25 protein-coding genes and 3 pseudogenes are annotated in these 25,848 nt (G+C 66.5%); 9 read left to right on the forward strand and 19 right to left on the reverse strand.

Annotated features, from left to right (window positions below):
- The first annotated feature begins 56 nt into the window (after window positions 1-56).
- Complete coding sequence (locus ABNX08_RS25250) at window positions 57-1,073, forward strand: AraC family transcriptional regulator (protein ID WP_022538434.1); 1,017 nt, start codon at window positions 57-59, stop codon at window positions 1,071-1,073.
- Between the two features lie 213 nt (window positions 1,074-1,286).
- Here ABNX08_RS25250 and ABNX08_RS25255 read toward each other — a convergent pair whose 3' ends face one another.
- From ABNX08_RS25255 to ABNX08_RS25275, 5 genes and pseudogenes are all read right to left on the reverse strand, one after another.
- The gene (locus tag ABNX08_RS25255) at window positions 1,287-1,802 is read right to left on the reverse strand and encodes a DUF3158 family protein (protein ID WP_374063710.1); all 516 of its coding nucleotides are present in this window, start codon (window positions 1,800-1,802) and stop codon (window positions 1,287-1,289) included.
- Window positions 1,699-1,980 (reverse strand): DUF3158 family protein, encoded by a 282-nt coding sequence (locus ABNX08_RS25260; protein ID WP_374063711.1) that lies wholly within the window; start codon window positions 1,978-1,980, stop codon window positions 1,699-1,701. Before ABNX08_RS25260 ends, ABNX08_RS25255 begins: the two co-directional genes overlap by 104 nt.
- A gap of 272 nt (window positions 1,981-2,252) precedes the next feature.
- Window positions 2,253-2,945: a helix-turn-helix domain-containing protein gene (locus tag ABNX08_RS25265; protein WP_022538436.1), complete on the reverse strand. Its 693-nt coding sequence runs from the start codon at window positions 2,943-2,945 to the stop codon at window positions 2,253-2,255.
- 14 nt (window positions 2,946-2,959) lie between these two features.
- Entirely contained in the window at window positions 2,960-4,330 is a 1,371-nt protein-coding gene (locus ABNX08_RS25270) for an MFS transporter (RefSeq protein WP_022538437.1), read from the reverse strand.
- A gap of 364 nt (window positions 4,331-4,694) precedes the next feature.
- A pseudogene (locus tag ABNX08_RS25275) lies at window positions 4,695-5,044 on the reverse strand (DUF2958 domain-containing protein).
- Window positions 5,045-5,236: 192 nt separating this feature from the next.
- Here ABNX08_RS25275 and ABNX08_RS25280 point away from each other — a divergent pair.
- The 3 genes and pseudogenes from ABNX08_RS25280 to ABNX08_RS25290 all read left to right on the forward strand — a co-directional run.
- A complete protein-coding gene (locus tag ABNX08_RS25280) occupies window positions 5,237-5,539 on the forward strand; it encodes a helix-turn-helix transcriptional regulator (RefSeq protein ID WP_349605127.1) in 303 nt (100 codons plus the stop codon).
- Window positions 5,540-5,749: 210 nt separating this feature from the next.
- A pseudogene (locus ABNX08_RS25285) lies at window positions 5,750-6,227 on the forward strand (PFL_4669 family integrating conjugative element protein); the annotation flags it as partial.
- A 104-nt stretch (window positions 6,228-6,331) separates the two neighbouring features.
- Window positions 6,332-6,439: pseudogene (locus ABNX08_RS25290) on the forward strand (DUF3158 family protein); the annotation flags it as partial.
- Between the two features lie 15 nt (window positions 6,440-6,454).
- Here ABNX08_RS25290 and ABNX08_RS25295 read toward each other — a convergent pair.
- Window positions 6,455-7,777, reverse strand: coding sequence for an IS4 family transposase (locus ABNX08_RS25295; protein ID WP_374063686.1), 1,323 nt, complete (start codon window positions 7,775-7,777; stop codon window positions 6,455-6,457).
- Between ABNX08_RS25295 and ABNX08_RS25300 the strand changes: the two genes are divergently transcribed.
- Both ABNX08_RS25300 and ABNX08_RS25305 read left to right on the forward strand, forming a co-directional pair.
- The gene (locus ABNX08_RS25300; RefSeq protein ID WP_374063712.1) at window positions 7,659-8,513 is read left to right on the forward strand and encodes a DUF3158 family protein; all 855 of its coding nucleotides are present in this window, start codon (window positions 7,659-7,661) and stop codon (window positions 8,511-8,513) included. The genes ABNX08_RS25295 and ABNX08_RS25300 overlap by 119 nt on opposite strands.
- 701 nt (window positions 8,514-9,214) lie before the next feature.
- Window positions 9,215-9,370 (forward strand): hypothetical protein, encoded by a 156-nt coding sequence (locus ABNX08_RS25305; RefSeq protein ID WP_349605978.1) that lies wholly within the window; start codon window positions 9,215-9,217, stop codon window positions 9,368-9,370.
- 53 nt (window positions 9,371-9,423) lie between these two features.
- Here the strand turns inward: ABNX08_RS25305 and ABNX08_RS25310 are convergent, their stop codons facing one another.
- The 10 genes from ABNX08_RS25310 to ABNX08_RS25355 all read right to left on the reverse strand — a co-directional run bounded on the left by ABNX08_RS25310 (window position 9,424) and on the right by ABNX08_RS25355 (window position 19,115).
- The gene (locus tag ABNX08_RS25310; RefSeq protein WP_022538439.1) at window positions 9,424-9,693 is read right to left on the reverse strand and encodes a hypothetical protein; all 270 of its coding nucleotides are present in this window, start codon (window positions 9,691-9,693) and stop codon (window positions 9,424-9,426) included.
- A gap of 164 nt (window positions 9,694-9,857) precedes the next feature.
- Entirely contained in the window at window positions 9,858-10,004 is a 147-nt protein-coding gene (locus ABNX08_RS25315) for a hypothetical protein (protein WP_022538440.1), read from the reverse strand.
- A gap of 120 nt (window positions 10,005-10,124) precedes the next feature.
- Complete coding sequence (gene fghA / locus ABNX08_RS25320) at window positions 10,125-10,967, reverse strand: S-formylglutathione hydrolase (RefSeq protein ID WP_022538441.1); 843 nt, start codon at window positions 10,965-10,967, stop codon at window positions 10,125-10,127.
- A gap of 13 nt (window positions 10,968-10,980) precedes the next feature.
- Window positions 10,981-12,087: an S-(hydroxymethyl)glutathione dehydrogenase/class III alcohol dehydrogenase gene (locus tag ABNX08_RS25325; RefSeq protein WP_022538442.1), complete on the reverse strand. Its 1,107-nt coding sequence runs from the start codon at window positions 12,085-12,087 to the stop codon at window positions 10,981-10,983.
- A 135-nt stretch (window positions 12,088-12,222) separates the two neighbouring features.
- Entirely contained in the window at window positions 12,223-13,617 is a 1,395-nt protein-coding gene (locus ABNX08_RS25330) for an NTP/NDP exchange transporter (protein ID WP_022538443.1), read from the reverse strand.
- Window positions 13,618-13,636: 19 nt separating this feature from the next.
- Entirely contained in the window at window positions 13,637-14,557 is a 921-nt protein-coding gene (locus tag ABNX08_RS25335; protein WP_022538444.1) for an aldo/keto reductase, read from the reverse strand.
- 171 nt (window positions 14,558-14,728) lie between these two features.
- The gene (locus tag ABNX08_RS25340; RefSeq protein WP_022538445.1) at window positions 14,729-16,090 is read right to left on the reverse strand and encodes a GntP family permease; all 1,362 of its coding nucleotides are present in this window, start codon (window positions 16,088-16,090) and stop codon (window positions 14,729-14,731) included.
- Between the two features lie 219 nt (window positions 16,091-16,309).
- The gene (locus tag ABNX08_RS25345; protein ID WP_022538446.1) at window positions 16,310-16,702 is read right to left on the reverse strand and encodes a RidA family protein; all 393 of its coding nucleotides are present in this window, start codon (window positions 16,700-16,702) and stop codon (window positions 16,310-16,312) included.
- A 51-nt stretch (window positions 16,703-16,753) separates the two neighbouring features.
- Window positions 16,754-18,208, reverse strand: a complete 1,455-nt coding sequence (locus ABNX08_RS25350) for an amidohydrolase family protein (RefSeq protein WP_022538447.1) — start codon at window positions 18,206-18,208, stop codon at window positions 16,754-16,756.
- Window position 18,209: 1 nt separating this feature from the next.
- Complete coding sequence (locus ABNX08_RS25355; RefSeq protein ID WP_349605976.1) at window positions 18,210-19,115, reverse strand: MurR/RpiR family transcriptional regulator; 906 nt, start codon at window positions 19,113-19,115, stop codon at window positions 18,210-18,212.
- A 226-nt stretch (window positions 19,116-19,341) separates the two neighbouring features.
- Between ABNX08_RS25355 and ABNX08_RS25360 the strand changes: the two genes are divergently transcribed.
- Genes ABNX08_RS25360 through ABNX08_RS25370 form a run of 3 tightly spaced genes read left to right on the forward strand, consistent with a single transcriptional unit; the run spans window position 19,342 to window position 22,257 of the window.
- Window positions 19,342-20,607, forward strand: a complete 1,266-nt coding sequence (locus tag ABNX08_RS25360; RefSeq protein ID WP_022538449.1) for an amino acid deaminase — start codon at window positions 19,342-19,344, stop codon at window positions 20,605-20,607.
- 13 nt (window positions 20,608-20,620) lie between these two features.
- Window positions 20,621-21,556 (forward strand): sugar kinase, encoded by a 936-nt coding sequence (locus ABNX08_RS25365; protein WP_022538450.1) that lies wholly within the window; start codon window positions 20,621-20,623, stop codon window positions 21,554-21,556.
- Between the two features lie 56 nt (window positions 21,557-21,612).
- Window positions 21,613-22,257, forward strand: coding sequence for a bifunctional 4-hydroxy-2-oxoglutarate aldolase/2-dehydro-3-deoxy-phosphogluconate aldolase (locus ABNX08_RS25370; RefSeq protein WP_022538451.1), 645 nt, complete (start codon window positions 21,613-21,615; stop codon window positions 22,255-22,257).
- Between the two features lie 107 nt (window positions 22,258-22,364).
- Here the strand turns inward: ABNX08_RS25370 and ABNX08_RS25375 are convergent, their stop codons facing one another.
- From ABNX08_RS25375 to ABNX08_RS25385, 3 genes are all read right to left on the reverse strand, one after another.
- Window positions 22,365-22,496 carry an entericidin A/B family lipoprotein gene (locus ABNX08_RS25375; RefSeq protein ID WP_010814145.1) on the reverse strand — a complete coding sequence of 44 codons (132 nt, stop codon included), beginning with the start codon at window positions 22,494-22,496 and terminating at the stop codon, window positions 22,365-22,367.
- A gap of 158 nt (window positions 22,497-22,654) precedes the next feature.
- Entirely contained in the window at window positions 22,655-24,007 is a 1,353-nt protein-coding gene (locus ABNX08_RS25380; RefSeq protein WP_022538452.1) for a GGDEF domain-containing protein, read from the reverse strand.
- 328 nt (window positions 24,008-24,335) lie between these two features.
- Window positions 24,336-25,649 (reverse strand): hemolysin family protein, encoded by a 1,314-nt coding sequence (locus ABNX08_RS25385; RefSeq protein WP_022538453.1) that lies wholly within the window; start codon window positions 25,647-25,649, stop codon window positions 24,336-24,338.
- Window positions 25,650-25,848: the final 199 nt, after the last annotated feature.

Raw genomic sequence — 25,848 nt, forward strand, 5'->3', positions numbered from 1 at the left:
CTTTGCCGATGGCTTTGCCAGCGGGCCTGCCGGCTTGCACGCCATCACCTAGCGCCATGGAAAAAGGCAGCGTTGCCATCTGTTTCGTCCACCACGCCATTGCCGGGCTGCGTCCGCGCGGCATCGACCCGGAACCCGTGCTGCGCGGCGCCGGCATTGCGCCGGCGCTGCTGGCGGTGCCGCAGGCGCGCGTGTCGGCCGCCAGCTACAGCGAGCTGTGGCTGGCCGTGGCGGCGGCGCTCGACGATGAATTTTTCGGCCAGGATTCGCGCAGCATGAAGTGCGGCAGCTTTGCCATGCTGTGTCACGCGGTGGCGGGCAGCCGCACGCTGGGGCAGGGCCTGGAGCGAATCACGCGGTATTTTCGCTTGCTGCTGGACGATATCGGCGTGCGGCTGGACCGGCACGGCAACGAGGCGGCGCTGGTGCTGACCGCGCCGAGCGGCCAACTAGGCCGGCGGCCCGGCGTGTTCGCCAAGGAAACCATGCTGATCATGCTGCTCGGCCTGATGAGCTGGTTGCTGCGCCGGCGCGTGCCAGTGCTGCTGGCGGCGTTCGACTATGACGAGCCTGCCTACAGCGCGGAGTACCGCGTCATGTACTCGCGCCAGCTGGCCTTTGGCCAGCCGGCCACGGCGCTGGTGTTCGATGCCGCGCTGCTCGATCAGCCGGTGCGCCAGGACGAACGCAGCTTGAAGTCCTTCCTGCGCGAGGCCCCGCACAACGTGGTGGTGAAGTACTCGGACCGCGCCAGCGTGGGCGCGCGTGTGCGTCGACTGCTGCGCAACCAGCGGCCGGAGCAGTGGCCCACCTTTGAAGCGCTGGCGCACAGCTTGAACCTGTCGGCGTCGTCGCTGCGGCGCCGGCTGATGGACGAAGGCGTCAGCTACCAAGACCTCAAGGACGCTCTGCGGCGCGACCTGGCCATCGAGGCGCTAAGCCATTCCGGCCGGCCGGTGGCGGATATCGCTGCGGAACTGGGTTTTGCCGAACCGGGCGCGTTCCACCGCGCGTTCCGGCGCTGGACCGGGTCGCGTCCCGGCGCGTACCGTAAGTTTGCGGACGAGGCCTGACCGCCGCCGGCCGGTCAAAGGGGAGGGGGCTAAATGCTATGGAAGGGCTGTGTCAGACGCATTCATTTTGCAAGCTCCTTTCGTGAAACGGGTTCGCGAAGCTTTGTTTCACTTTGGGGGCTCATCTGTGGACGTCGCAACTCCGGCGGTCCATCGTCCGTCAGCCGCAATCGGTCTGCCTCCGGGCATGAAGCTTCCTTGTAAATGAGCGGTTCATTTGATGGGCGACAGCATGACTGCGCCGAATGAGACCGGCAGCAAGAAAGCCGGATGGCATGGATACCGATTTATGATCGATGGAAAACGGTTGCCGCAGTGGTATGCGTCGATGGCGGCAGCCTGCGGGGCGGGAAACTCGTCTCGGGAGGGCGGGTGGAACCCCGTGGACCGCAGTGGAACTATCCCCAGGGGATAGCCCAGGATACGCCGCAGGTGAATCGCCTCGGCCTGTGCCACGTTGCTAGCGCATTCCTTGGCGTGGCAGGCGACGCTGTGGGTCAGGCTGATCTGCATGTTCAGCGCGATGCGCTGCAGCTCCATCGCGTACAGGTCGTCGATCAGCGAGGCCGGAATTGCGGGGTGGCCGAGCAGCGATTCCCACAAGGCCACGCCCGTGGATGAGCGGTCAATATTGCGCCAGCGCAGGACGGTCGTCCCTGCGCCAGTGGTTTGCAGGGCCAGTTGCACATCGAGCAGGTTGAAGGGGTAGGCCCTCGCCTGGGGCAGCACGCGCCGCTGTGCCAGGACGATCAAGCTGTCGCGCAGCGCCAGGCACTGGCTGGCCCAATGCCTCCAGACTCCCCTTACCTTTAAAAGGTTGTAAAAGGCCTTTTAGGTAGGCTGCGTGTTCCAGTCGCTGGAAGTCCGCCTGTTCCAGCGCCGTGAAGCACGTCGGCTGGACGGGCATGGAAGGCTTGGTGTGCCGTGCTATCCCCTGGGGATAGCACGGCAGTGTTCGGCTAGTTCATGTAGGGCTGTGGGCGCCATACCCTCTCGAGCTCTGTACCTGGCGGCCCGCTTACCATCCACGTTTCGGCAGCGAGCTCGAGTGACACAGCCAACACCAGTACGTCACTACTATCCGTGTATGACTGATCGGTACGCATGATGTTCTCCTGTGAGCAAACCTCAGCAGCTGATTGTAGGCGTCAGCTCGTGGAGTGCTTCACTTCATAGGATCTACAGACGAATATCAACGGAAGTTGGCGTGGCGAATAGCTTGGGTTCCTTGCCGAGCGGAAACCCGATCACGTACAGGACGTTAGCTGGCATTGGCCTGTCCGGGTCCGAGCCCCCCTTCAGCAGCACTTTGCGCTCGGCATAGCATAGCGAAACGCCAAGGGTCTTGAGCACATCGATGTTGGCTTGCATCGTGTCAGACGCCTCGCGCTTCTGCGCTTCGGTGTAAGAGTCCAGGCCATCCCGGTAGTCGCGGAAATATTCCATCAGCGCGGCGAAGCTTTTATCCGCTTCGCGGCCCATCTCGAAGGCCAGTTGCGACATGTCCATCGTGCTGGTCTGCGCCAGCTCGGCCAACTGCTTACCCGTGGTCAGCCGAATCGCCGCGAAGGTGACGTGCTCGTGCTCGAACTGTTCCTGCGCAGCCTTGAGTTCGTCTTCGGGTGGAATCGCGAATGGCTTGTTGAGCGCGTCGATGTCCAGGAAATCGAACGCCCTGGCCAGCGCCCGGCAGGTGTCGGGGCCGGCGGGCCAGCCTTGCTCGACGCGCTGAACGGTTCGCACGTTGAGCCCGGCGATCACGGCCAACTGCTCTTGAGTCCATTGCCGGGCGTCGCGGAACACCTTGATGCAGACAGCCAGCTCGGCGGGGGTCAGCAGGCGTACTGGTGGCGTGTTTTCCGTCGCGTTCATTTCGTGCTCCTTCGTTATCGACCGGCGTGGCCAGCCGTGCTGGCCACGCCATTGCGCATGGCATGGCCGCACCTGGCGAGGGGCCAGAACGCAAGCAAGAATCCGACAGCGGCCAGCACTGCCACATAGTGAGCAGGCGCCATGGTGTCGTGCTGCAGCCACAGCGTGAGAATCATCGGCGTGAGGCCGCCAAAGACTGCGTAAGACATGTTGTAGGCAAACGAGAGACCCGTGAAGCGCACCGGCGCCGGAAAGGCGTGCACGCCGGCAATCGGCACGGTGGCGATGGTGCCGACGAACAGACCCAGCAGTCCGTAGTGCCAGAACAGCGTGCCAGGCGTGCCGGGCAGGCTGCCGTAGAAGAGGTAGGCGGTCATGAACAGTCCGCCCCAGCCGATCAGCATGACGGCGCGGGTGCCGATGCGGTCGCTCGCCCATCCGACGATCACGCAGCCGATGGTCAGCGTGAGGGTGGCGAAAGCATTGGCCTCGAGCGCGAGCGCGGCGGGAATGTGGTGCACCTTCTGTAGGTAGGCGGGTGTATACAGCACGACCACGACGATCGAGGTGGAAAGTACCCAGGTCAGCAGTGCGACGAACAGACTGGCCGAGCGGTGATCGCGCAGCACGGTGCGGATCGGCAGTTCGCGCGCCAGGTTGCTGCGGCTAGCCAACTCGCGGAACACGGGGGTCTCGTGCAGAAACCGGCGCAGGTACACGGACACAAGCCCGAAGACACCGCCCAGGAGGAAGGGAATGCGCCAGGCGAAATCGCTCACCTGCTCAGGCGAGTAATGGCGATTGATGGCGACGGCAACGAGCGAACCCAGCAGGATGCCGCCCGTGATGCCAGCGGTCAGCGTGCCGATGCCGAAACCGTAATGCCGGCTCGGCACGTGTTCGCCGACAAACACCCAGGCACCGGGCATCTCGCCACCGATGGCCGCGCCCTGCAGCACGCGCATCGCCAGCAGCAGCAGCGGCGCGGCTACGCCGATGCTGGCGTAGGTGGGCAGCAGGCCGATCATCAGCGTGGGCGCGGCCATCAGCAGGATGGAGAGGGTGAACATGCGCTTGCGGCCCAGCCGGTCACCAAAGTGTGCGATCACGATGCCGCCCAGCGGCCGTGCCAGGTAGCCCGCGGCGAAAATACCGAAGGTCTGCAGTTGTCGCAGCCAGTCAGGCATGTTGGCCGGGAAGAATAGCGCCCCCAGCACCGTGACGAAGAAGACGTAGATGACGAAGTCGTAGAATTCGAGCGTGCCGCCAAGGGCAGCCAGGGCCAAGGTCTTGTAGTCGTGAGGACCCAGCGAGCGTGCCGGAACGGGAAAGACGCCGCCCGGTGCGTTCAGGGGTTTCAACTGCGGTTCTTGTTGTGGATTCACGTTCAGTCCTCGTCGGGTAGTGATCAAACGGACTTCGATTAGGGCTCGCCTTCTGAGGCCAAGACCCGGACGGTCGCCCGAGAGCGATGCCGCCCCGGCATCGTCCGATGCGCCACGCCTGCATGGAAACGGCCAGCCGCTGAGACATCAAGCCGTATCTCAGGCGGGGCCTCTTCTCACAGCAGCTCTACCAGCTCGTCAACGAGATATCGCCTGAGGCGTCAGGCTTTGGATCTTCCGGGGCTAGAGCAAGCGCCTCAGGTCCCGCCTTATCGGTCTTTCCAGGTTGTTTGCTCTGAGCGACAGCGGCGGCCCAAAGCACAACCTCTCGGGCCGGCCTACCAGAGTGGGCCAGCCGGTTCGGTCAGTCGGGGATCAAACCGTCGACCTGCGCCAGCTGCGCATACGCCGATAGCGGTCGCGTAGGCCGGAAGTACAGGTCGCGAAGAATCGGCTTTTTGAGCGGCCCAACGATGGATGCAAGGTCGGACCTTCATATGGCCGAGTTCGGGCATGCCGATACCCACGTCGCACAGACCGTAGGCGGTGTCACTATCGGCCGGGTCCAGTGCGGCCAGTAGCCAGGTCGCATGCTCGTCCAGGGTAAACAGCCGCACCACGGGCAACGGGTCGCCAGCATGGCCGGCTTGCGTTTGCCTGGCCGTTGGCGAGCAGTTGCGCGCGTTGTTCCGAGGTGATGAGGGATGGGTTCATGGTCACAGCCTCCATAAGATTCACTCCATGGAGGAGCGAGGCGACACTGGGCTCGGCCATTGCCGCCTTGCCACAATCAAGTGAAGCCCCGAACCTCCCGATCATCATTAAGAATATGAATACTACCAAATCGGTAGTATTTGCGCCAGAACAACGCCGGACGATCCTGTCTTCACCAATCAGAAGGCAGAAATGTCAGTACTCGCGAAACGACTTAAGGAGGCGCGGCAGCGTGCCGGGTTATCGCAAGAAAAGCTGGGGATTGAATCCGGGCTAGACCCTATGTCTGCCAGCACGCGAATGAATCGGTACGAACTCGGGAAAAGAACGCCTGATTGGCTGCTTGTCGAAAGGATAGCCGCCGTGCTGAAGGTGCCTACGTCCTACTTCTATGCATCAGCAGACGACGAAGCCGAGTTGCTGCTTGTATTTCATAGGCTTTCAAAGAAGCATCGAGCCGCTGTGATCGCGTTTGCAAGCGAGAATACGCCTTAATTAGCACATTCTGCCAAGTGCGACTGAAGTAGTCGTAACACAGTTGGCAAAGATGGGCCGCTGCATGTCGCCGCCTTAGCTAGTAGCGCTGACCTGCAGCAGCCGTCAAACCACTACAGGTTCGTGGCTGATACAGGGGCTCCACCCCGGGCTGTTGCACGTCCACCCCGTGTGGGGGTCATGGATCGAGATCAGTCGGGATCGAACCAGCATGGCCGCGCTGCCGCGGAGGGGCGTCCCGGCATTATCGGGCTCAACGGCTACATTAGCGTGATGAGCAAGATGAAGTGCGGCGCCGAGCAGGACGATCCCTACTAGGGCTGGTGGATGCTGCGCATCGAGGACAAGTTGGCCGACACCAAGACGAGTCTACAGACGCTGCGCGAACAGGTGGAGCAGGCGCTGGCCGGCGTGCCTCCGGCGCTCAGCCTGGGTGAGAACCTGAACGTGCAACCGGTGAAACTCCCGCTGTTCGTCAACGCCCAGCTCGGCTTCGCCGCAAACTACTTGCTGGCCGACTACGATGACCTCGCGAGCAAGCTGATCCTTGCCTACCATGCGGCGCTGATCGACCTTGACACGCTGGAGCGCTGGCTCAACGATGGCGCGCCTGCGCAGCCTGTTTTCGCTGGCCCAGCAGCACCGCTTCGCTGGCACGACGCGCGATGACTTTGCGGAGAAGAACGCGCCGTGCGTGCGGCAGTGGACGGACTTCCACCTCACCCGCACAAAGTGGGGTATGGACATCGATGACCAGGCCGGCACCGCCGAACGCGACGAGGGTGCGACGGAATGACGGTACCCACTATTCCCATCCAGCCGACGTGCTTCACGGCGCTGGAACAGGCGGACTTCCAGCGACTGGAACACGCAGCCTACCTAAAAGGCCTTTTACAACCACCCCTTTCAAGGTGATTAGACGACACGTCCAGCCTTGATGACACGGGCGGTAGAAACATGCCGCCGTGCTACGCATCCGGCCACATAGCCTTTCTTCTTCGGCGCTTTCGGTCCCCGCGTATGTTTGCGCATCGCGCGGGGATCAACGTGCGTCGCCATCTTGATCAACTCGCGACCGAGCTGAGCTGGGGTGAGGAGGTCATAGGCCTGCCACACCTCGGGCGGCACCGCGATCATCATGCCGGCATAAGTTGCCCGGATTTCGCTGGCGAGGTAATACGGTGAGAGCTCGATGTCGCTGGTATCCAGCTCATGCCGGATTCTCACCGCAGTCGCAATCACGCTCAGTACGTTATACGCGAGCGCCGCCACGCCGAAGGCCAGCAGCGCCGCGCGCGGTTGGCTCAACGAACGAATCTCACTGTTGAGCACCGATTCCAGTCGCTGAAACAGATTCTCTATGCTCCAGCGTCGCCGGTATAGCCGGGCGACTGCCTCGGCCGTCAGATGGGCGGCCGGGACATTGGTCAGCAGGCGGATGACGGTGTCACCATCCTCGGTGGCGCCATCCAGATGCAGCTCGATGCGCCGCAGCACCAGCGGCGCGTTCGATTCATCTGGGATGCTGACCGCTTGCTCGTACACGATGCCGGTTTCGACCCGGCCCATTTCGCGTAACGGCTCCAGCTCGCTGGGGCTCGGATTGCGGCCGTGCTCCCGCACGATGAAGGCGCTGCCGCGACGCTGCCACCCGGCAAGAATCGCCCGGGTGCTGAAGTTGCGATCGGCGATCCACAGTTCGGCCGGCTGGGCCGATGCGAGCAGGGTTTCCATGATGGCCCGCTCCTGGGCATGCGCATCTTCACAGGGCACCAGATCGACGATCATCGCCGTGTCCGGGTCATAGACCACCAATGACTGCCCTGGCAAGGCCGCACCCCGAAACCCCCGCAATGGTTTCAGGCGCTTTTCGCTCGCCGGCAAATGGCTGCCATCCACGATGCGCAGGCGATAGCCATTCACCGATGGCGGCTGCTTGCGCAACATCGGTTGCACGACCGGCCCCAATCGCTGCGCACTGCCTTGCACCAGGGCACGAACCAGCCCCGGCTCGGTCCGGCTGAGCTTGTCGTACAGCGCGGTGATGGAAACCGGCAGCGCCGGACTGGCCTTGGCTGCCGCATGCACCGACGGGCGCAGCCCCACGGCGACCAGCGACATGATTTCCACCGTCGTCGAGAACAATAACTCCCGCGTGTACTGCGTTTCACGCTCTTGCTCGAACAACTCGTCGATCCAGGCCGGATCAAGGGCGCGTTGCAACCCCAGGCGCGCCATCACGCTGATCGGGCTGTGTTCGATAAAGCGTTCCACCACTGCGTCCAGTACCACGCCATTGACTCCGGTTTCTGTTCGAGAACACGGAGGGTGCCCCAATTTTCGTCACCTTGAAAGGGGTGCCTTTTACAACCTTTTAAAGGTAAGGGGGGTCTGGAGGCATTGGGCCAGCCAGTGCCTGGCGCTGCGCGACAGCTTGATCGTCCTGGCACAGCGGCGCGTGCTGCCCCAGGCGAGGGCCTACCCCTTCAACCTGCTCGATGTGCAACTGGCCCTGCAAACCACTGGCGCAGGGACGACCGTCCTGCGCTGGCGCAATATTGACCGCTCATCCTCGGGCGTGGCCTTGTGGGAATCGCTGCTCGGCCACCCCGCAATTCCGGCCTCGCTGATCGACGACCTGTACGCGATGGAGCTGCAGCGCATCGCGCTGAACATGCAGATCAGCCTGACCCACAGCGTCGCCTGCCACGCCAAGGAATGCGCTAGCAACATGGCACAGGCCGAGGCGATTCACCTGCGGCGTATCCTGGGCTATCCCCTGGGGATAGTTCCACTGCGGTCCATGGGGTTCCACCCGCCCTCCCGAGACGAGTTTCCCGCCCCGCAGGCTGCCGCCATCGACGCATACCACTGCGGCAACCGTTTTCCATCGATCATAAATCGGTATCCATGCCATCCGGATTTCTTGCTGCCGGTCTCATTCGGCGCAGTCATGCTGTCGCCCATCAAATGAACCGCTCATTTACAAGGAAGCTTCATGCCCGGAGGCAGACGCCGACGCTGAAGACCTCGGAGGGCAGCGCGGCGCATCGCGCTGGCGGCGTGCATCTTCTAGTCCATTGAATCACTGGATGTATCGTGACCACATGCTTGGGCATGCAACGAACGATGCGGACGAGCGGACAACGTACTGACCTGGAGGCCGTCATGCGCGAGCGCCACGGCAATGCGGCCCTTGCGTGACGCGCACTTTGGGCCGATGGAGAGCGCCGGATAGATACTCGCTCCAAGCTTGCTTGCAACGACGGATTCATCTCGCGATGGACGTCGGCGTAAGAGGCGCAAGGGCTGGCCGGTCTGGTGTCGTTCCATCTTGGCAGGGCGCCCAAGCGCCCGGTGGCCAAGCTGGAGGCGCGTGTGTTGGAGCGAACTTGCATACTCCCAAGGACGGCTCGACACACTGGAGCAGCCGCAAGTTGGCAGCCGAACTTGGCGATGTGTCGTTCTCCGCGATATAACGCATCTGGCGCAAACATGGCGTCCATCCTCATCGGATTGATACCCACATGGTCTCCAACGATCAGAGCGCGTGCGCGGCCTCCGGTGCCGCTTGCGTAGTCGAGGCAGGCTCGCTGTGCGCCGCAATGCGGTTGCGCCATGTAGGGGTTGCCCAGCCACTGAAGCGCCGACGGCGTGCCGCGCACCGCATGCCCGGTGGCGAAGAACAGCGCAAAGCAGGCGGTCGTGATGAAGAAGCGCGCCGACTTCCCGCGCGGGCGTCGGCGCAGCAAAGTCAGCCCGACCAGGGCGCGCAGCGGCGTGGAATGCCGAGACGATCACGACGCGCGTGGTGAATTCGTCGACGGCTAGCGCCACACGATCACGCCGGCGGTGGTCACTGCCGTGGCTGCAACCAGCCGGTGCTAGGGCGGCACGCCGCCGCAGAAGCGCACGCTGCCGGCGTAGAACAGCGCCAGCGACCACGCCAGCGCGGCGTTGGCAACGCCGACCGAAAGCATGTCTGGGATCATGCCGCGCAGCGAGAACAGCACCAGCGCCCCGGTCGCGGTCAGGTTGGCATTGCACCATTCGCCAACACCGGGCAGCCCGCAGCGGCGCAGCGACCACACGGTGGCCAGCATCATGGCGCTGAGCGCGGTCGTGATCGTGAGCAGGGCGAACCGGACGGACATCGGTCAGGGGCTGTCGGCGGCGCGACTAGAATGCCCCGGTCCGGCGAGACCTGTAATGATACGGGGCGAGCAGGGCCCGTGGGCGCTGGCAAAGGGCGCGCCATTGCGCTGTCCGTAGGATGTGAGGTCGCCGACGCCTGCGTCGGGAGTGGCGCGGCGCGTGCCTAGTCGGTTCGCCGCGGCGGCTCGGGCGGCTCGGGCGGCTCGTCCGCGCGCAACACCGGATCGTTCCTGAGCAGCCAGCGCACGGCGATCAGCAGCGCCGCGAGGAAGGCAAGGATATAACCGCCAACCGAAGTGACCTGGTTCATTGTTCGACCCCATCTTCTTGTCCCGGCTTCTGTGGCCGGTCGGATTGTCATTATGGGAGCCAGCCCACGCGCCGGACATCCCCTGATTGGGGGCCGGCGCGGTCACATCGGCACGATTGCCTAGAGTTGCGCGGCGTGGTGGCGGACGTGGTCGGCGATAAAGGTCGTGATGAAGTAGTAGCCGTGGTCGTAGCCGCTGTGCCGGCGCAGCGTCAGCGGCTGGCCCGCCGCCTGGCAGGCGGCCTCGAAAGCATGCGGATGCAGCTGGCTCTGCAGGAACTGGTCATCCAGGCCCTGGTCGACCAGGATGCCGGCCGGGAAGGGCGCCGCTTCCTGGCGCGCCATCAGTTCGCTGGCGTCGTGCTCGGCCCATGTGGCGCGGTCGGGGCCGAGATAACCGGTGAAGGCCTTCTCGCCCCAAGGGCAGCGCGTGGGCGCGGCGATCGGGGCAAAGGCCGACACCGAGCGGAAGCGATCCGGATGGCGCTGCGCCAGCACCAGTGCGCCGTGGCCTCCCATCGAATGCCCGACGATTCCAACCCGCCCGGCATCGCCCGGCAGCGCCGTGGTGACCAGGTCGAACAGCTCGGTGGCGACGTAGCTCTCCATGCGCCAGTGCTTGCTCCAGGGCGCCTCGGTGGCATCGACATAGAAGCCGGCGCCTACGCCGAAGTCCCAGGCGTCGGCCTCGCCCGGCAGGCCCGCGTCGCGCGGGCTGGTGTCGGGCGCCACCAGCATCAGGCCGTGCTCGGCGGCGAAGCGCTGCGCGCCGGCCTTGATCATGAAGGTTTCCTCGGTGCAGGTCAGGCCGGCCAGGTAGAACAGCACCGGCACCTTGGCACCCCCCTGCGCCTGCGGCGGCAGGTAGACCGAGAAACGCATCGGTAGCCCGATGGCCGTCGAATCATGGCGGTAGAAGCGCTGCACGCCGCCATGGCAGCCGTGTTGCGAGATCAGTTCCATGTCGGCGCCGTCCTTAGTACAGCACCACCGAGCGGATCGACTCGCCGCGCTTCATCAGGTCGAAGCCGTCGTTGATGCGCTCCAGCGGCAGCGTGTGCGTGATCAGGTCGTCGATATTGAGCTTGCCCTCCATGTACCAGTCGACGATCTTCGGCACGTCGGTGCGGCCGCGCGCGCCACCGAAGGCCGAGCCTTTCCACTCGCGGCCCGTTACCAGCTGGAACGGGCGCGTCGAGATCTCGGCGCCGGCCTCGGCCACGCCGATGATGATCGACTTGCCCCAGCCCTTGTGGCAGCACTCCAGCGCCTGGCGCATGACCTGCGTGTTGCCGATGCATTCGAATGAGTAGTCCGCGCCGCCGTCGGTCAGCTGGATGATGTGGTCGACTACGTTCTCCACGTCCTTCGGGTTGATGAAATGCGTCATGCCGAACTTGCGCGCCATCGCTTCCCGCGCCGGGTTCAGGTCCACGCCGATGATCTTGTCGGCGCCGACCATCTTCGCGGCCTGGATCACGTTCAGGCCGATGCCGCCGAGGCCGAACACCACCACGTTGGCGCCGGCCTCCACCTTGGCGGTGAACAGCACCGCGCCCACGCCGGTGGTGACGCCGCAGCCGATGTAGCAGACCTTGTCGAAGGGCGCATCGGGGCGGATCTTGGCCAATGCGATCTCCGGCACCACGATATGGTTGGCGAAGGTTGAGGTGCCCATGTAGTGGAAGATCGGCTTGCCGTCGAGCGAGAAGCGCGAGGTGCCGTCCGGCATCAGGCCCTTGCCCTGCGTGGCGCGGATCGCCTGGCACAGGTTGGTCTTGCGCGACAGGCAGAACTTGCACTGGCGGCATTCCGGCGTGTAGAGGGGGATCACGTGGTCGCCCGGCTTGAGCGAGGTCACGCCGGGGCCGACGTCGGTGACGATGCCCGCGCCTTCATGACCGAGGATCGCGGGGAAGATGCCTTCCGGATCGGCGCCGGACAGCGTGTAGTAATCGGTATGGCAGATGCCGGTGGCCTTTACTTCCACCAGCACTTCCCCGGCGCGCGGGCCGTCCAGGTCCACGTCTTCAATGGTCAGCGGGGCGCCGGCTTTCCAGGCGATGGCGGCTTTCGTCTTCATGTGGGGTCCTCCGGGGTAGGGATACGGATGGGCGCGGCCGCGGGTGGCCGATGGCGACGATGCGGGGCCCGAGGGCAAGACTATACGGCCATCCGGCTGCCGGAGGCCAGCCTGTGCGGCGCGCAAGGCGCGCTTTCAGTGCGACGGCGGCGATGACGGCGCGGCGTGGGCGCTCGTCGCGCTGGCGCTGGCAGCCCCGGGTTGCACCAGTTGCCCCTCGTGCCGCCGCCCCAGCCACCATCCCAGCCCGGCCCAGCCCAGCGCCAGTGCGGCACCCGCCAGCGCCACCGTGGCAGGATGCCCCGACAGCGCATCGATCCCGGTCTTGACCCATGCGCTGACCGCATCACCAGCGCGATAGACCGCGGTGTCGATCACGTTCTTGGCCTTGTACTTGGTTTCCGGGTCGACCACGGTGAACAGCATCTCGCGCCCGGGGCGCAACAGCGCGTATTCGCCCACGCGGCGCAGGATCATCACGCCGGCCAGCACGCCGAAGGTCGGCAGCAGCGCCAGCACCAGGAAACCGCCCGCGACCGCCAGCGGCACCGCGGTGAGCAGCAGCGAAACGCCGTAGCGGCGCGCCATGCGACCGGTGAAGAACAGCTGGACCAGGATGGTCAGCGCCTGCACGGTGGCGTCCAGCGCGCTGAAAACCTGGGTCTGGCGGGTGCGGTCGGGAAAGGTTTCGGACACCAGCCGCGCCTGTTCGAAATACAAAAAGGTGCTGGCGGTGGCCAGCAGGATCACGAACAGGCCGATGCCAAGCAGGTAGCGCGAGCGCAGCAACAGCGATAGCCCGGCAAACAGCCCGCCGCCGACGGGGTTGGCAGGATCGTGCGCATCCGCCGCGGCCTGGGCCTCGCCAGCCGAAGCCTGGCCCGCACCGGCGCGGCGGCGCCAGCCGAACAGCCAGCCCACGCCGGGCAGCGTCGCCGCCAGCAGCGCGGCGGACAGCAGCATCAGGCCGGTCAGCCCGATCTGCGGCACCAGCCAGCCGCCCAGCACCGGCCCCGTCAGCCCGCCCGCGCTGGCGCCGGCGGCCAGCAGCGCGAACAGGCGCCGTGCCTGCTCGGGCCGGAACACGTCGGCCATCAGGCTCCATGCCACGGAGACCACAAACAGGTTGAACACCGAAAGCCACACGTAGAACACGCGCGCCAGCCAGACGTTGTCCGGCAGCGCGCGCGTGGCCAGCGCAAAGCCGAGCAGGTTGGCGATGAAGAAGGCGTACACCCACGGCACGAAGCGCCGCCGCGGCAGCCATGCACAGACAGCGCCGTACACCGGGATCGCCGCCAGCATCACCACGAAGGTGGCGGTGAACAGCCACTGCAGGTTCTTCACGCCGCCGGCGATGCCCATGGTCTCGCGCACCGGGCGCAGCATGAAATAGCTGGCGAACAGGCAGAAGAAAAACAGGAAGCCGGCCACCACCGCGCCGGCCTCGCCAGGGCGGATGCCGAAGCTGCGCCGCAGCCGCGCCACGCCACCGGAAGCGGGCGGATCGGGAACGGCGGGATCGTCCACGGCGCGGGCGCCTTGCGCGTCAGGCCAGCAGCGCGGCGATGCGCTCGCGCTGGCCGGGATCGGGCATGCGGCCCAGCCCCGCGCCCAGGTTGTCGGCCATATTGCGCGGCTTGGAGGTGGCCGGGATGGCCGCGGTCACGGCCGGATGGCTGACGATGAACTTGAGGAAGAGCTGGCCCCAGGAGCCACAGTCGATATCGCCGGCCCAGGGCGGCACCGGGCGGTCCTTGACGGCGCGGAAGAGGCGCCCGTCCTGGAACGGCCGGTTCGCCAGCACCGCCACGCCGCGCGACTCGCACAGCGGCAGCAGGGTACGCTCGGCATTGCGCTCGGCGATGGAATAGTTGACCTGGACGAAATCGATGCGCTCGCTGCGCACGATCTTTTCCAGCGCTTCGTGCGCGTCTTCGCGGTAATGGGTGATGCCCAGGTAGCGGATGCGCCCCTGTTCCTTCAGCTCGCGCAGCCAGCGCAGGTTGGCCTGCCAGTCGATCAGGTTGTGCACCTGCAACAGGTCGACCTTGTCCACGTGCAGGTCTGCGAGCGAATGGGCCCACTGCGCCTGCGCGGGGGCGCCGGCCGGGGCCGAAATCTTGGTGGCCAGGAACACGCGGTTGCGGGCATTGGCCGCGCGCAGCAGGTCGCCGGTCACGGCCTCGGCGGTGCCGTAGCTGGGCGCGGTGTCGACCACCGAGCCTTCGGTCTGCAGCAGCAGGCCCATGACCTCGGCCAGCGGCTTGCGGTCGGCAGCGGTGGCCCCGGCGTTGAAGGTGTCGGCGGTGCCCATGCCGATCACGGGCAGGGCTTCGGTGGTGCCCGGAATGTTGCGGCGCATCGGCGCGGCCACGGTGGCGGCGCCAGCGGGCACGACGGCGCCAAATCCGGCGGTGGCGGCCAGCCCGGCGGCCAGGCCAAGGAAGGAGCGGCGGTCGATCGACATGGGGCGGTTCCCGGCGAGTCACACTGGTTGACCTTAGGCGCTGGCCGTAGGGTTGTAAACCGTTGCTTCAGAGCCAGTGCGCAAAGGGCCGGGCGGGGGCAAGGCAATCCCGGTTGCTGCCGGGGCCTCGCGGTGCGCCCCCGTCGAAAGGGGGGCGCGGAAGGGAAACGCTCAGATCACCGTGGCCAGCCCCAGCGTCAGCAGCAGCGCCACCACCGAGATGATGGTTTCGCACACCGACCAGGTCTGGAAGGTCTGGGTCACGGTCATGTTGAAGTACTCCTTGACCAGCCAGAAGCCGCCGTCGTTGACGTGCGACAGGATCAGCGAGCCCGCACCGGTGGTCAGCACCAGCAGCTCGGGCCGGGTGCCCGGCACGCTGGCCGCGATCGGCGCGACGATGCCGGCGGCGGTGGTCATGGCCACCGTGGCCGAGCCGGTGGCGATACGGATCATCACCGCCACCAGCCAGCCCAGCACCAGCACTGACACGTTGGCGCCGGTGGCGACGTCGACGATGGCGGTGGAGATGCCCGAGTCGCGCAGGATGCGGCCGAAGCCACCGCCGGCGCCGACCACCAGCGTGATGATGGCGGTGGGCGCCACGCACTCGTTGGTGAACTTGAGGATCATCTCGCGATTGAAGCCGCGCGCCTTGCCGAAGGTGTAGAAGCTCACCAGCGCGGCGATCAGCAGTGCCATCACCGAGTTGCCGATCAGTTTCAGGAAGTCGTTGGCAAAGGTCTTGGGCGTAGTGAACACGTCCGCCCAGCTGCCGATCAGCATCAGGATCACCGGCAGCAGGATGGTGAACACCGTGATGCCAAAGCTCGGCAGATGGTGCGATTCCTTGACGCTCTCATCCTCTTCGGTGAACTGGTCGGCCAGCGGGTTGACCTCGGGCAGCTTGACGTAGCGGTCCATCAGCTTGGCGAACAGCGGGCCGGCGAGCGCCGCCGTCGGGATGCCGACGATCAGCGCATACATGATGGTCTTGCCGATATCGGCGCCATACGCCGTCACAGCCAGCAGCGCGGCCGGGTGCGGCGGGATCAGGCCGTGCACCACCGACAGGCCGGCCACCATCGGGATGCCGACCAGCACCATCGACGTGCCGGTACGCTTGGCCACGTTGAAGGCGATCGGCACCAGCAGCACGAAGCCCACCTCGAAGAACACCGGCAGGCCGACGATAAAGGCGATGGTCGCCATTGCCCAATGGACGTTCTTTTCGCCGAAGAAATCGATCAGCGTGCGCGCGATGCGCTCGGCGCCGCCGGACTCGGCCATCATCTTGCCGAGCATGGTGCCCAGGCCCACCACCAGCGCAATATGGCCGAGCGTGCCGCCGACACCGGCTTCAAAGGACTTGACGATGTCGCCCATCGGCATGCCCACGGCAAAGCCGAGCAGCACCGAGACGACGACCAGGGTAATGAAGGGGTTGAGCTTGTAGCGCGCGATCAGCACCACGAGGGCGATCACGGCGATCAGCGCATACACCAAGAGCGTGGTTCCGGTGACGGCACCCATATTGTCTCCTTGCGTGGAAAAAAAGCCGCTTGTGGCGGCAGCGATTCAGGTTTTTTGGTTTTCTCCCCTCTCCCGCAAGCGGGAGAGGGGCGGGGGAGAGGGCAGGAGGTTCCATGGCCGGCGGCGCATCATGGATACGCCCGGCCCTCTCCCACGGCCCCTCTCCCATTTCATGGGAGAGGGGCACACACCCTCAGCGATGGCAAGCAGGCAGTAGGCTCAGGCCGCCGGCTTCTTGTAGGCGATGCAGTCCACTTCGACCTTGCAGTCCACCACCATGCTCGACTGCACGCAGGCGCGCGCCGGGGGATTGGCGCCGAAGTATTCCTTGAAGATCCTGTTGAACGAGGCGAAGTCGCGCGCATCGTCCAGCCACACGCCGCAGCGCACCACGTGCTCGGGGCCGTAGCCGGCCTCGGCCAGGATCGCCAGCACGTTCTTGATGGCCTGGTGGGTCTGCGCGACGATGCCGCCGTCGATGACTTCGCCGTTGACCATCGGCACCTGGCCGGAAACGTAGAGCCAGCCGTCGGCCGCGACCGCGCGGGCAAAGGGCATGTGCTGGCCGCCGGTGCCGGTGCCACCTTCGACGCCGAATCGTTTGATATCCATGGGAACTCCTGGAATTTGTTGCAGGGAAAAGATTGAGAAAGGAAGCCGGGGTCAGGCCGCGCCGCGCGCCAGGAACCTGCCGGCGCGCACGCCGGTGCTCTGGCGCTGCTGCCATGACAGCTCGCCGTTGACCCAGACCGCGGCAATGCCTTCGGCCGGTTGCATCGGATCGGTGAAGCTGGCCGCGTCGCGGATGGTGGTCGCGTCGAACAGCACCAGGTCGGCCCAGTAGCCTTCGCGCACGAAGCCGCGCTGGTGCAGGCCGAAACGCTCGGCGGACAGGCCGGTCATCTTGTTGACGGCCACCGTCAGCGGGAACAGCTCGCGGTCGCGCGCATAGTGGCCCAGCACGCGCGGGAACGCGCCCCACAGGCGCGGATGCGGCAGCGGGTCGTTGGGCAGGCCGTCGGAGCCGATCACAGTGGCGGGGTGGCTCAGGATGCGGTCGACGTCGGCATCCTCCATGCAGTGGTAGACCGCGCCCGCGGGCATCAGCCGGCGCGCGGCCTCGTGCAGGTCGACCTGCCATTCGGCGGCGATATCGGCCAGCAGCCGGCCGCCCATCTCGGGCGCGCCTTCGGACCAGGTCACCATGATGTCGAAGTCGCTGGTGACCTGCTTCAGGTCCAGCGTGGACGAGCTGGCGGTGTAGGGGTAGCAGTCGCAGCCGACCGGCTGCCAGCGTTGCGCGCCGTCGAGGGCGTCGAGCACCTCGGTGCTGCGGCCCCAGTTGTCGACCCCCGCGCATTTCAGGTGCGAGATCACCACCGGCACGCGCGCATGGCGGCCGATGCGGAAGGCTTCGTCCATCGCGTCCAGGATCTCGGCGAACTCGCTGCGCAGGTGGGTGGCATAGAGCGCGCCGGCATTGGCCAGCGGTTCGGCCAGCGCCAGCACTTCCTCCGTCGGCGCGCTGAAGGCGTTGGCGTAGGCCAGGCCGGTGGACAGGCCGAGCGCGCCGTGCTGCAGCGCTTCTTCCAGCTGCGCACGCATCGCCGCGATCTCGGCCGGTGTGGCGGCGCGGTCGAAGCGGTCCATATGGTTGCTGCGCAGCGCGGTGTGGCCGACCAGCGCGGCGACATTGACAGCGGGCTGCGCGGCCTCGACCGCATCGACGTAGGCCTTGAAATCCGGGTAGCGGAAGGCGTCGGCATGGCCGAGCAGGTTCATCGGGTCGGGCGGCTCGCCGGCCAGCGTCACCGGCGCGGCGCTGATGCCGCAGTTGCCGACGATTACCGTGGTGACGCCCTGCGACAGCTTGGGCGTCATCTCGGGCTGGCGCACGACGTTGGTATCGTCGTGCGTATGTACGTCGATAAAGCCCGGCGCAAGCACCAGGTCGTGGCCTTCGACCACGTGCGCGGCGGCATCGGGATCGATCGCGCCGGCTTCATCGATGCGCGCGATGCGGCCGTCGCGCAGCGCCACGTCGGCCAGGCGCGCGGTGGCGCCCGAACCATCGAGCAGCGTCACGCAGCGGATCAGGGTATCGAACAGGTGAGGCATGTCAGTCTCCAAGCGGCTGGCGGCTGTCAGGGCCGGTGCCGGGGCTGAATTCGCCGCGGTGGCTGTCCAGCACGTACTTGAGCCGGCGCAGCCGCTCCTTGCTCTGGTCCTGCTGCAGCAGCGCGCACTGTGTGGCCAGCACGTCCAGCACCATCAGCATCGCGTAGCGCGACGCGGACGGCTTGAAAATGAAATCGGTCTCGAGCGTGCGCACCGGCAGCAGCACGTCGGCGCGCGCCGCCAGCGGCGAGCCCAGCGCGGTCACCGCGATCAGCCGCGCGCCGTATTCGCGCGCGATGTCGCAGCTGGCCAGCATCTCCGGCACGCGGCCGCTGGCCGAGAACGCCAGCACCACGTCGTCGCGGCTCAATGTCGCCGCCACCATCTTCTGCAGCAGGGCGTCCTGGTAGCTCGCCACCGGCTGTCCCAGTCGCGCCAGCCGGTGGCGCGCCTCGTCGGCCATGAACGACGAGCCGCCGCCCATGCCAAAAGCGTAGACCATGCGTGCGCCAAGCAACAGGCGCGCGGCCTGCTCGATGCGCTGCGCATCTATCAGGCCACGATTGACTTCGAGCGCGTTGATGATCTCGGCATGGATGCTGTCGGCCAGCGTGGCCGGGGCTTCTTCGCCGCCGGGCACGCCGCCCGGCTGCAGGAACCGCGCGCCCACCGCGGTGGCCTGCGCCAGCCGCAGCTTCAGGTCGCGCACGTCGCGGCAACCGATCGCCTTGGCAAAGCGGGTCACGCTGGCCTCGCTGACGCCGGCCTTGCGCGCCAGCTCGTTGATGCTGGCGGCGGCCGCGCCGGCCAGGTCTTCCAGCACCACCTGCGCGACCTTCTGCTCGGCCAGGCGCAGCGCGGGGCCGCGCTCGGCGATGCGGGTCAGGATGTCGAAGGGGGCGGTCATGGGCGGGCTGGTCGGGTCGGAAAGTGGTCCGGGCGCAATGTGGCGGAGTCGGCAGCCCCTGCGCACAGGGGCTATAACAGTGACTGGCGCCGCGTCGCGGACACCAGTCCGGAGGCTGCCGGGGCACACTTCGGTCCGACTGCGTGTTACTTTATAACAAGGATGAAATATCTTATTTTCAGGGCTATCATTACGTCAATCAGATTTTTTCAGGGTGATGACAAGGATGCGTGAAATAAAGTATCAGGCCGGCGTGATCGATCCACTCAACAAGGCGCTGGGCCGGATGGAAGCCCCGCTGGCCCCGGATGCCGGCCAGACCGGCTGGAGCCTGCTGCAGGAAGAACTGAGCCTGCCGGCCGCGGTGCTTTATGAAGACCGGCTTGCGCACAACCTGGAATGGATGCGCCGCTTCATGAACGAATACGGCGTGCTGCTTGCGCCGCATGGCAAGACCACGATGGCGCCCAAGCTGTTCGCGCGCCAACTGGGCGCGGGCGCGTGGGGCATCACGCTCGCCACCGCGCACCAGACCGCCGCGGCACACGCGCATGGCGTCAAGCGCGTATTGATGGCCAACCAGCTGGTGGGCCGGCGCAATATGGAAATCATCGCGGACCTGCTGCGCGATCCGGAGTTCGAGTTCTTCGCGCTGGTGGATTCGGCCGCGCTGGTCGACCAGCTCGGCAAGTTCTTCAGCGAGCGCGGGCAGAAGTTGCAGGTCTTGCTGGAGCTTGGCGTGGAAGGTGGGCGCACCGGCGTGCGCGATGACGCCCAGCAGCAGGCCGTGCTCGACGCACTGGCGCGCTGGCCGGATGCGCTGTCGCTGGCGGGCGTGGAGATCTATGAAGGCGTGCTGCAGGAAGAGGCCGATATCCGCCGCTTCCTGCAGCGTACCGTCGCGGTCACGCGGCAACTCGCAAAGGACGGCCGCTTTGGCCGCAGCCCGGTGGTGATGTCGGGCGCGGGGTCGGCCTGGTACGACGTGGTCGCCGAGGAATTCGCGCGCACCGACATCGGCGCGCCGATCGACATCGTGCTGCGCCCGGGCTGCTACCTGACGCACGACGTGGGCATCTACCGCGCCGCGCAGCAGCGCATCCTGGCCAGCAACCCGGTCGCGCAGAAGATGCGCGAAGGCCTGCTGCCGGCGCTGCAGCTATGGGCCTATGTGCAGTCGATCCCCGAGCCGGAGCGCGCCATCATCGGCATGGGCAAGCGCGACGCGGCCTTCGACGCCGGCATGCCGATCCCGGCGCGGCTGTATCGCCCGGGCAGCGAGGCGCCGGTGGATGTGCCTGCGCACTGGGAGGTCACCGGCATGATGGACCAGCACGCGTACCTGAAGATCCAGCCGGGCGACGACGTGCAGGTCGGCGACATGATCGCCTTCGATATCTCGCACCCGTGCCTGACCTTCGACAAGTGGCGCCATATCCCGGTACTCGACCGCGACCTGCGCGTGATCGACATCGTGCAAACCTTCTTCTGAGGTGGGCTGCCCCATGAGCATCGATATCCTGGCCTATGGCGAGCCGCTGGTGGAGTTCAACCAGCTGCCCGACGATCCGTCGCGCTACCTGCAAGGCTTTGGCGGCGACACTTCCAACTTCTGCATCGCGGCCGCGCGCCAGGGTGCCAGCACGGGCTATATCTGTGCCGTTGGTGCCGATACCTTCGGCGAGCGGCTGCGCGCGCTGTGGACGCAGGAGCGGGTCGATACGCGCAACGTGTACGTCGACCCGGGCGCGCCGACCGGCGTCTACTTTGTCACGCACGACAACCACGGCCACCGTTTCGACTACCTGCGCGAAGGCTCGGCCGCGAGCCGCTACCAGCATGAGCAGTTGCCGCTGGGCGCCATTGCCGCGGCACGCTACCTGCATCTGTCCGGCATCAGCCTGGCGATCAGCACCAGCGCCTGCGATGCCGGCCTGGCGGCGATGGAGCATGCGCGCAAGGCCGGGGTCAAGGTTTCGCTCGACACCAACCTGCGGCTGCGGCTGTGGTCGCTGGCCCGCGCGCGCGGCATCATGCGCGAGGCCTTTGCGTTCACCGACGTGTGCCTGCCGAGCTGGGACGACATCACGGTGCTGACCGGGCTGGACGACCGCGATGCCATCGCGGACTACCTGCTTGGCTGCGGCATCGGACTGGTCGCGCTGAAACTGGGCGAAGAGGGCGCTTATGTCGCCACGCCTGAATCGCGCACGCTGGTGCCGCCGTACCCGGTCAAGCCGGTCGATGCCACCGGCGCGGGCGACTGCTTCGGCGGCAGCTTTATCGCGCGCCTGTCCGCGGGTGCCGATCCTTTCGAGGCGGCGCGCTACGCCAACGTGGCGGCGGCGCTGTCCACCACCGGCTACGGCGCGGTGGCGCCGATCCCCGATTCGCAGACTGTGCTGGCACGCCTGGCGCAGTCGGTGTCGGTGATCGCGTGAGCCGACATCCCTGAAATCTCTGCGTTTTTTTAACCATTCCTCCCGAGACAGCCACCATGCAAAACCAGACTTCCCCGCTGCTCCAACGCCTGGCCGACGTGCCGGTGATTCCCGTGCTGGAGTTCCACTCGGTCGACGAAGCCCTGCACGTGAGCGAGGCGCTGGTCGCCGGCGGCCTGCCGCTGCTGGAAATCACGCTGCGCACGCCGGTGGCGCTGGAGGCGATCAAGGCCGTGGCCGCCGCGCTGCCGCAGGCTTGCGTGGGGGCGGGCACGGTGCTCACCGTCGATCAGCTGCACGCCGTGCGCGGCGCGGGGGCGCAGTTTGCCGTGTCGCCGGGGCTGACGCCGGCGCTGGCCGCGGGCGCGCAAGGGGCGGGGATCTCGCTGCTGCCGGGCGTGGCCACCGCCAGCGAGGCGATGGCGGCGCTGGAAGCCGGCTTCACCTTCCTCAAGTTCTTCCCGGCGCAGGCCGCGGGCGGGGTGCCGATGCTCAAGTCGCTGGGCGGCCCGCTGCCGCAGTTGCGCTTCTGCCCGACCGGCGGCATCGACGTCGCGCTGGCGCCGTCCTACCTGGCGCTGCCCAACGTGGTGTGCGTGGGCGGTTCGTGGGTGGTGCCCAAGGATGCCGTCGCCAGCGGCGACTGGGGCCGTATCCGTACGCTGGCCGAGCAGGCGCGGGCGTTGCGCAAGCAAGGCTGAGCGCTGAAAAAGCCATCGGCAGCAAAGCAAAACGGCACGCGCTGGCGTGCCGTTTTTTCATGTCGACGCGGTCTGGGACCGCGCCCGCGGGACTGGGTCCGGACAGCTTACTTGTGGCGGTCCGCCGAGCTTTCGAGCTTCTGGCCACCGCGCTGAATGTCCTGGCCGAGCCCCGCCATCGTGTTGCAGCCAGCCAACAGGGTGGCAAACAAAACGCACCAGATCCAACCTTTCTTCACGCCGGGCTCCTTTCGAGAATGTTGAGAATCGACGGATTCTTGTATTGAGGGTTTGCCGCAGATTTTACCGCTGCCGTGAGCGCCTTTGATATCTGGTATGTGCCAATTTGTAAATCGTGCAACGGACGCAACGGTGCCCGGGCGCTTCAGTCGGCGCTTTAGTCGACATTCCCCAGCAGTTCCTGCGCGCGTTGCTGGATAGCCGCATGGGTCTGCAGCAGCCAGGTGGCCGGGAACGGCTGTGCCAGCAGGTAGCCCTGCACGCTATGGCAGCCCCACGCGCGCACGGCGTCGAGTTGCTGGCGGCTCTCGATGCCCTTGGCACAGACCGCTGCGCCGGCACGGCGCGCCAGCAGGCAGGCGTCGCGCAGGCGGTCGGAACTGTCGCCGGGCTGGTCGGCATGGCCCAGGCGGCGCACGTCCAGCGTGACGCGGTCCGGCTGCAGCGCCGCCAGGGCGTGGCGGCAGCCAGTGCTGTCGTCGAAGTCGCCCAGCGCCAGCTGCATACCGCGGCGCCGCAATGCGGTGAAGCGTGCCAGGATGTCGGCGTCCGCCGGCACGGCGCTGGCCGGCACCTCGATGCACAAGCTTTGCGGCGCGATGCCGCCGGCGTCGAGAATGTGGACCAGCGCGTCCACCATCTGCGGGCGGTGCAGCTGGGCGCTGGAGGCCAGCAGGGTGAACTGCAGCGGGGCGATGACGTCGGCGGCGCGTACCAGCGGCAGCACGCTCTCCAGCAACCAGCTGCCGATCGGCCCGACCAGCCCGAGCGCTTCCACCGCGGGCAGGAAATCCTGCGGCGCTACGCGCCCCAGCGCCGGGTTGTGCCAGCGCAGCCGCACCGTATAGCCGCTGACCCTGGCGTCGGCAAAGTCGGCGCGTGGTTGCAGTTGCAGGCTCAGTTCGCCGCGCTCGAGCGCGGCGGGCAGGGCGGCCAGCAGCGGGGCGGCCGGGGGTGCCGCAGGCTTGTCGGCGCGCGCCAGGCCGGCGCCGCCCTGGCGGTCGACCCGCAGCATGGCGTCGAAGGCTTGCTGCAGACTGCGCTCGGCCGGGATGTCCGCATGGTCTGCGGACACGCCGATGCTGCAGGAGAGGAAGAGTTCAAAACCATCCAGCGAGAACGGCCGGCCCAGGTCGTTGGCAATGCGGCTGGCCAGCGGCGCGGGGTCGACGGTGCCGTCAGGCAGCGCCGTGATCACGCCCAGGTCGGCCGCCGCTACCCAGTGCATGACGGCGCCCGGCGGCAGCAGGCCCACGATGCGGGCCACTACCAGGGCCTGCAGGCGGCCCGCGCGCTGCGCGCCCAGCGTTTCGCAGGCGCTGGCAAAACGGTCGAGCCGGATCGCCAGGATGGCCTCCGGCTGCCCGGCGCGGGTGCGGCGCGCCGCCAGCGCGGAGACCAGGCTGGCAGGGGCCGTGGCACTGACCGGGCCAGATGCTCCGGTCGGGCCATTCGGCACATTCGCGCCCCCGGCCGCACGCGCGGCGATGTCATCGGCGTCTGGATGCATGGATGGTATGGCGGACAGCAGATGGTGGCGCTTGCGCTGGCCGCGTCTCCCTGTTTTGTCAGTTTGTGTATTTTTTGCAAGCCGCTGGCGCGGCATGGATTCCCCGTCCAGGCACCTGGCGAACCGTGCCTGCCGCAGCCGCGTGCCGGCCGCAGGGTCCGATCATAAGCCAAGGGAAGCGGCGGAGCACTGGAAGTTGCGGGCACAGTGACCGGCCCGCAACTTTCATCTGACGTCGATCAAAGCCGCATCAGGAGGACCGAAGGTTGACTCTGCCGCGCGGTTCCGGCAGCGGGGAGGAACACCGTCCGGGCATGGCCCTCGCGGCTCAGCCCGTGGTTTCGTCCTCCGGCCCGTCTTGTGGCGGCAGGCGCGCGGCCAGCACCTTGTCGATGCGCTTGCCGTCCATGTCGACGATCTCGAAGCGCCAGTCGCCCCATTGCACCGTGTCGGCGATCTGGGGCAGGCGGCCGAGCAGCAGCAACAGCATGCCGGACAGCGTGTGGTAGCGCTCCTTTTCTTCTTCCGGCACCTGGCGCAGGCCGATGCGGTCCTTCAGTTCCGGGATCGGGATCAGGCCGTCGAGCAGCCACGAGCCGTCCTCGCGCTGCACCGCCCATTCCTCGCCGGCGGCATCGGCCTTGAATTCGCCGGTGATGGCCTCGATCAGGTCCTGCAGCGTGACCAAACCCAGCACCTCGCCGTACTCGTCGATGACAAAGGCGATCTGGCCGCCGGAGCCGCGGAAGTTCTCCAGCAGTTCCATGCCGGTCACGCTTTCCGGTACGAACACCGCCGGCGTCAGCACGGCCAGGAGGTCGGCTTGCTCGCCGCGCAGCCGGCGCGCCAGCAACTGGCGCGCGCTGACCACGCCGATGATGTCGTGCATGCCGCCGCGCACCACCGGGAAGCGCGAATGGTCCGATTCTTCGATGCGGCGCAGGTTCTCTTCCAGCGGCGATTCCACGTCCAGGTAGACGACATCCCCGCGCGGCACCATCAGGGATGCCAGCTGGCGGTCGTCCAGGCGGAACACGTTGCGCACCATGGTGTGCTCGTGCTGCTCGATCACGCCGGCCTCGGAGCCCTCGACCAGCAGCGCATGGATTTCTTCCTCGGTCACGCCCGGGCCGCGATCGACCTTGGTGCCCAGCAGCCGCAGCACCAGCCGCGTGGAGCTGGACAGCAGCTTGACGAACGGGGTGGAAGCGACGGCCAGCCAGCCGATCGGGCGTGCCACCAGCCGCGCGATGGCTTCAGGGGCCATCTGGCCCAGGCGCTTGGGCACCAGTTCACCCAGCACGATGGAAAAGTAGGTCAGGCCGGCCACCACGATGGCGGTTGCCACATAGCCGGAGGTGCCCGCGGCCAGGCCAAAGCCCTGCAGCCAGAGGCCAAGCGGCTGCGCCAGCGTGGATTCGCCGACCACGCCGTTGAGCACGCCGATCGACGTGATGCCGATCTGCACCGTGGACAGGAAGCGCGTGGGGTCCTCGCCCAGCTGGACCGCGGCAATGGCGCCACGGTCACCGTTCTCGATCTGGCGCTGCAGACGTGCTTTGCGGGCCGTGACCAGCGCGATCTCGGACATGGCGAACAGGCCGTTGAGCAGAATCAGCGCCAGCAGTATGGCAATTTCCATCAGGGTGCGCGCCCTTTGCGTGTGAGTTGAAAGCACCAAGCATACCATCCGCACATGACGACTCGGCGCCGGGCCGGCTGGCGATGGTGGCCGCGGCTGCCGCGGTCGGCGTAGCGATAACCAATGGATATAGCTCGTTGCCTAATATTCAATAGATAGTTATCGTTTGCTGCGCCAAACTTCTGTCCGTGGCAGCACC

It is taken from the genome of Cupriavidus sp. DF5525 (genome assembly GCF_040149425.2).
Taxonomy (GTDB): Bacteria; Pseudomonadota; Gammaproteobacteria; order Burkholderiales; family Burkholderiaceae; genus Cupriavidus; species Cupriavidus pickettii_A.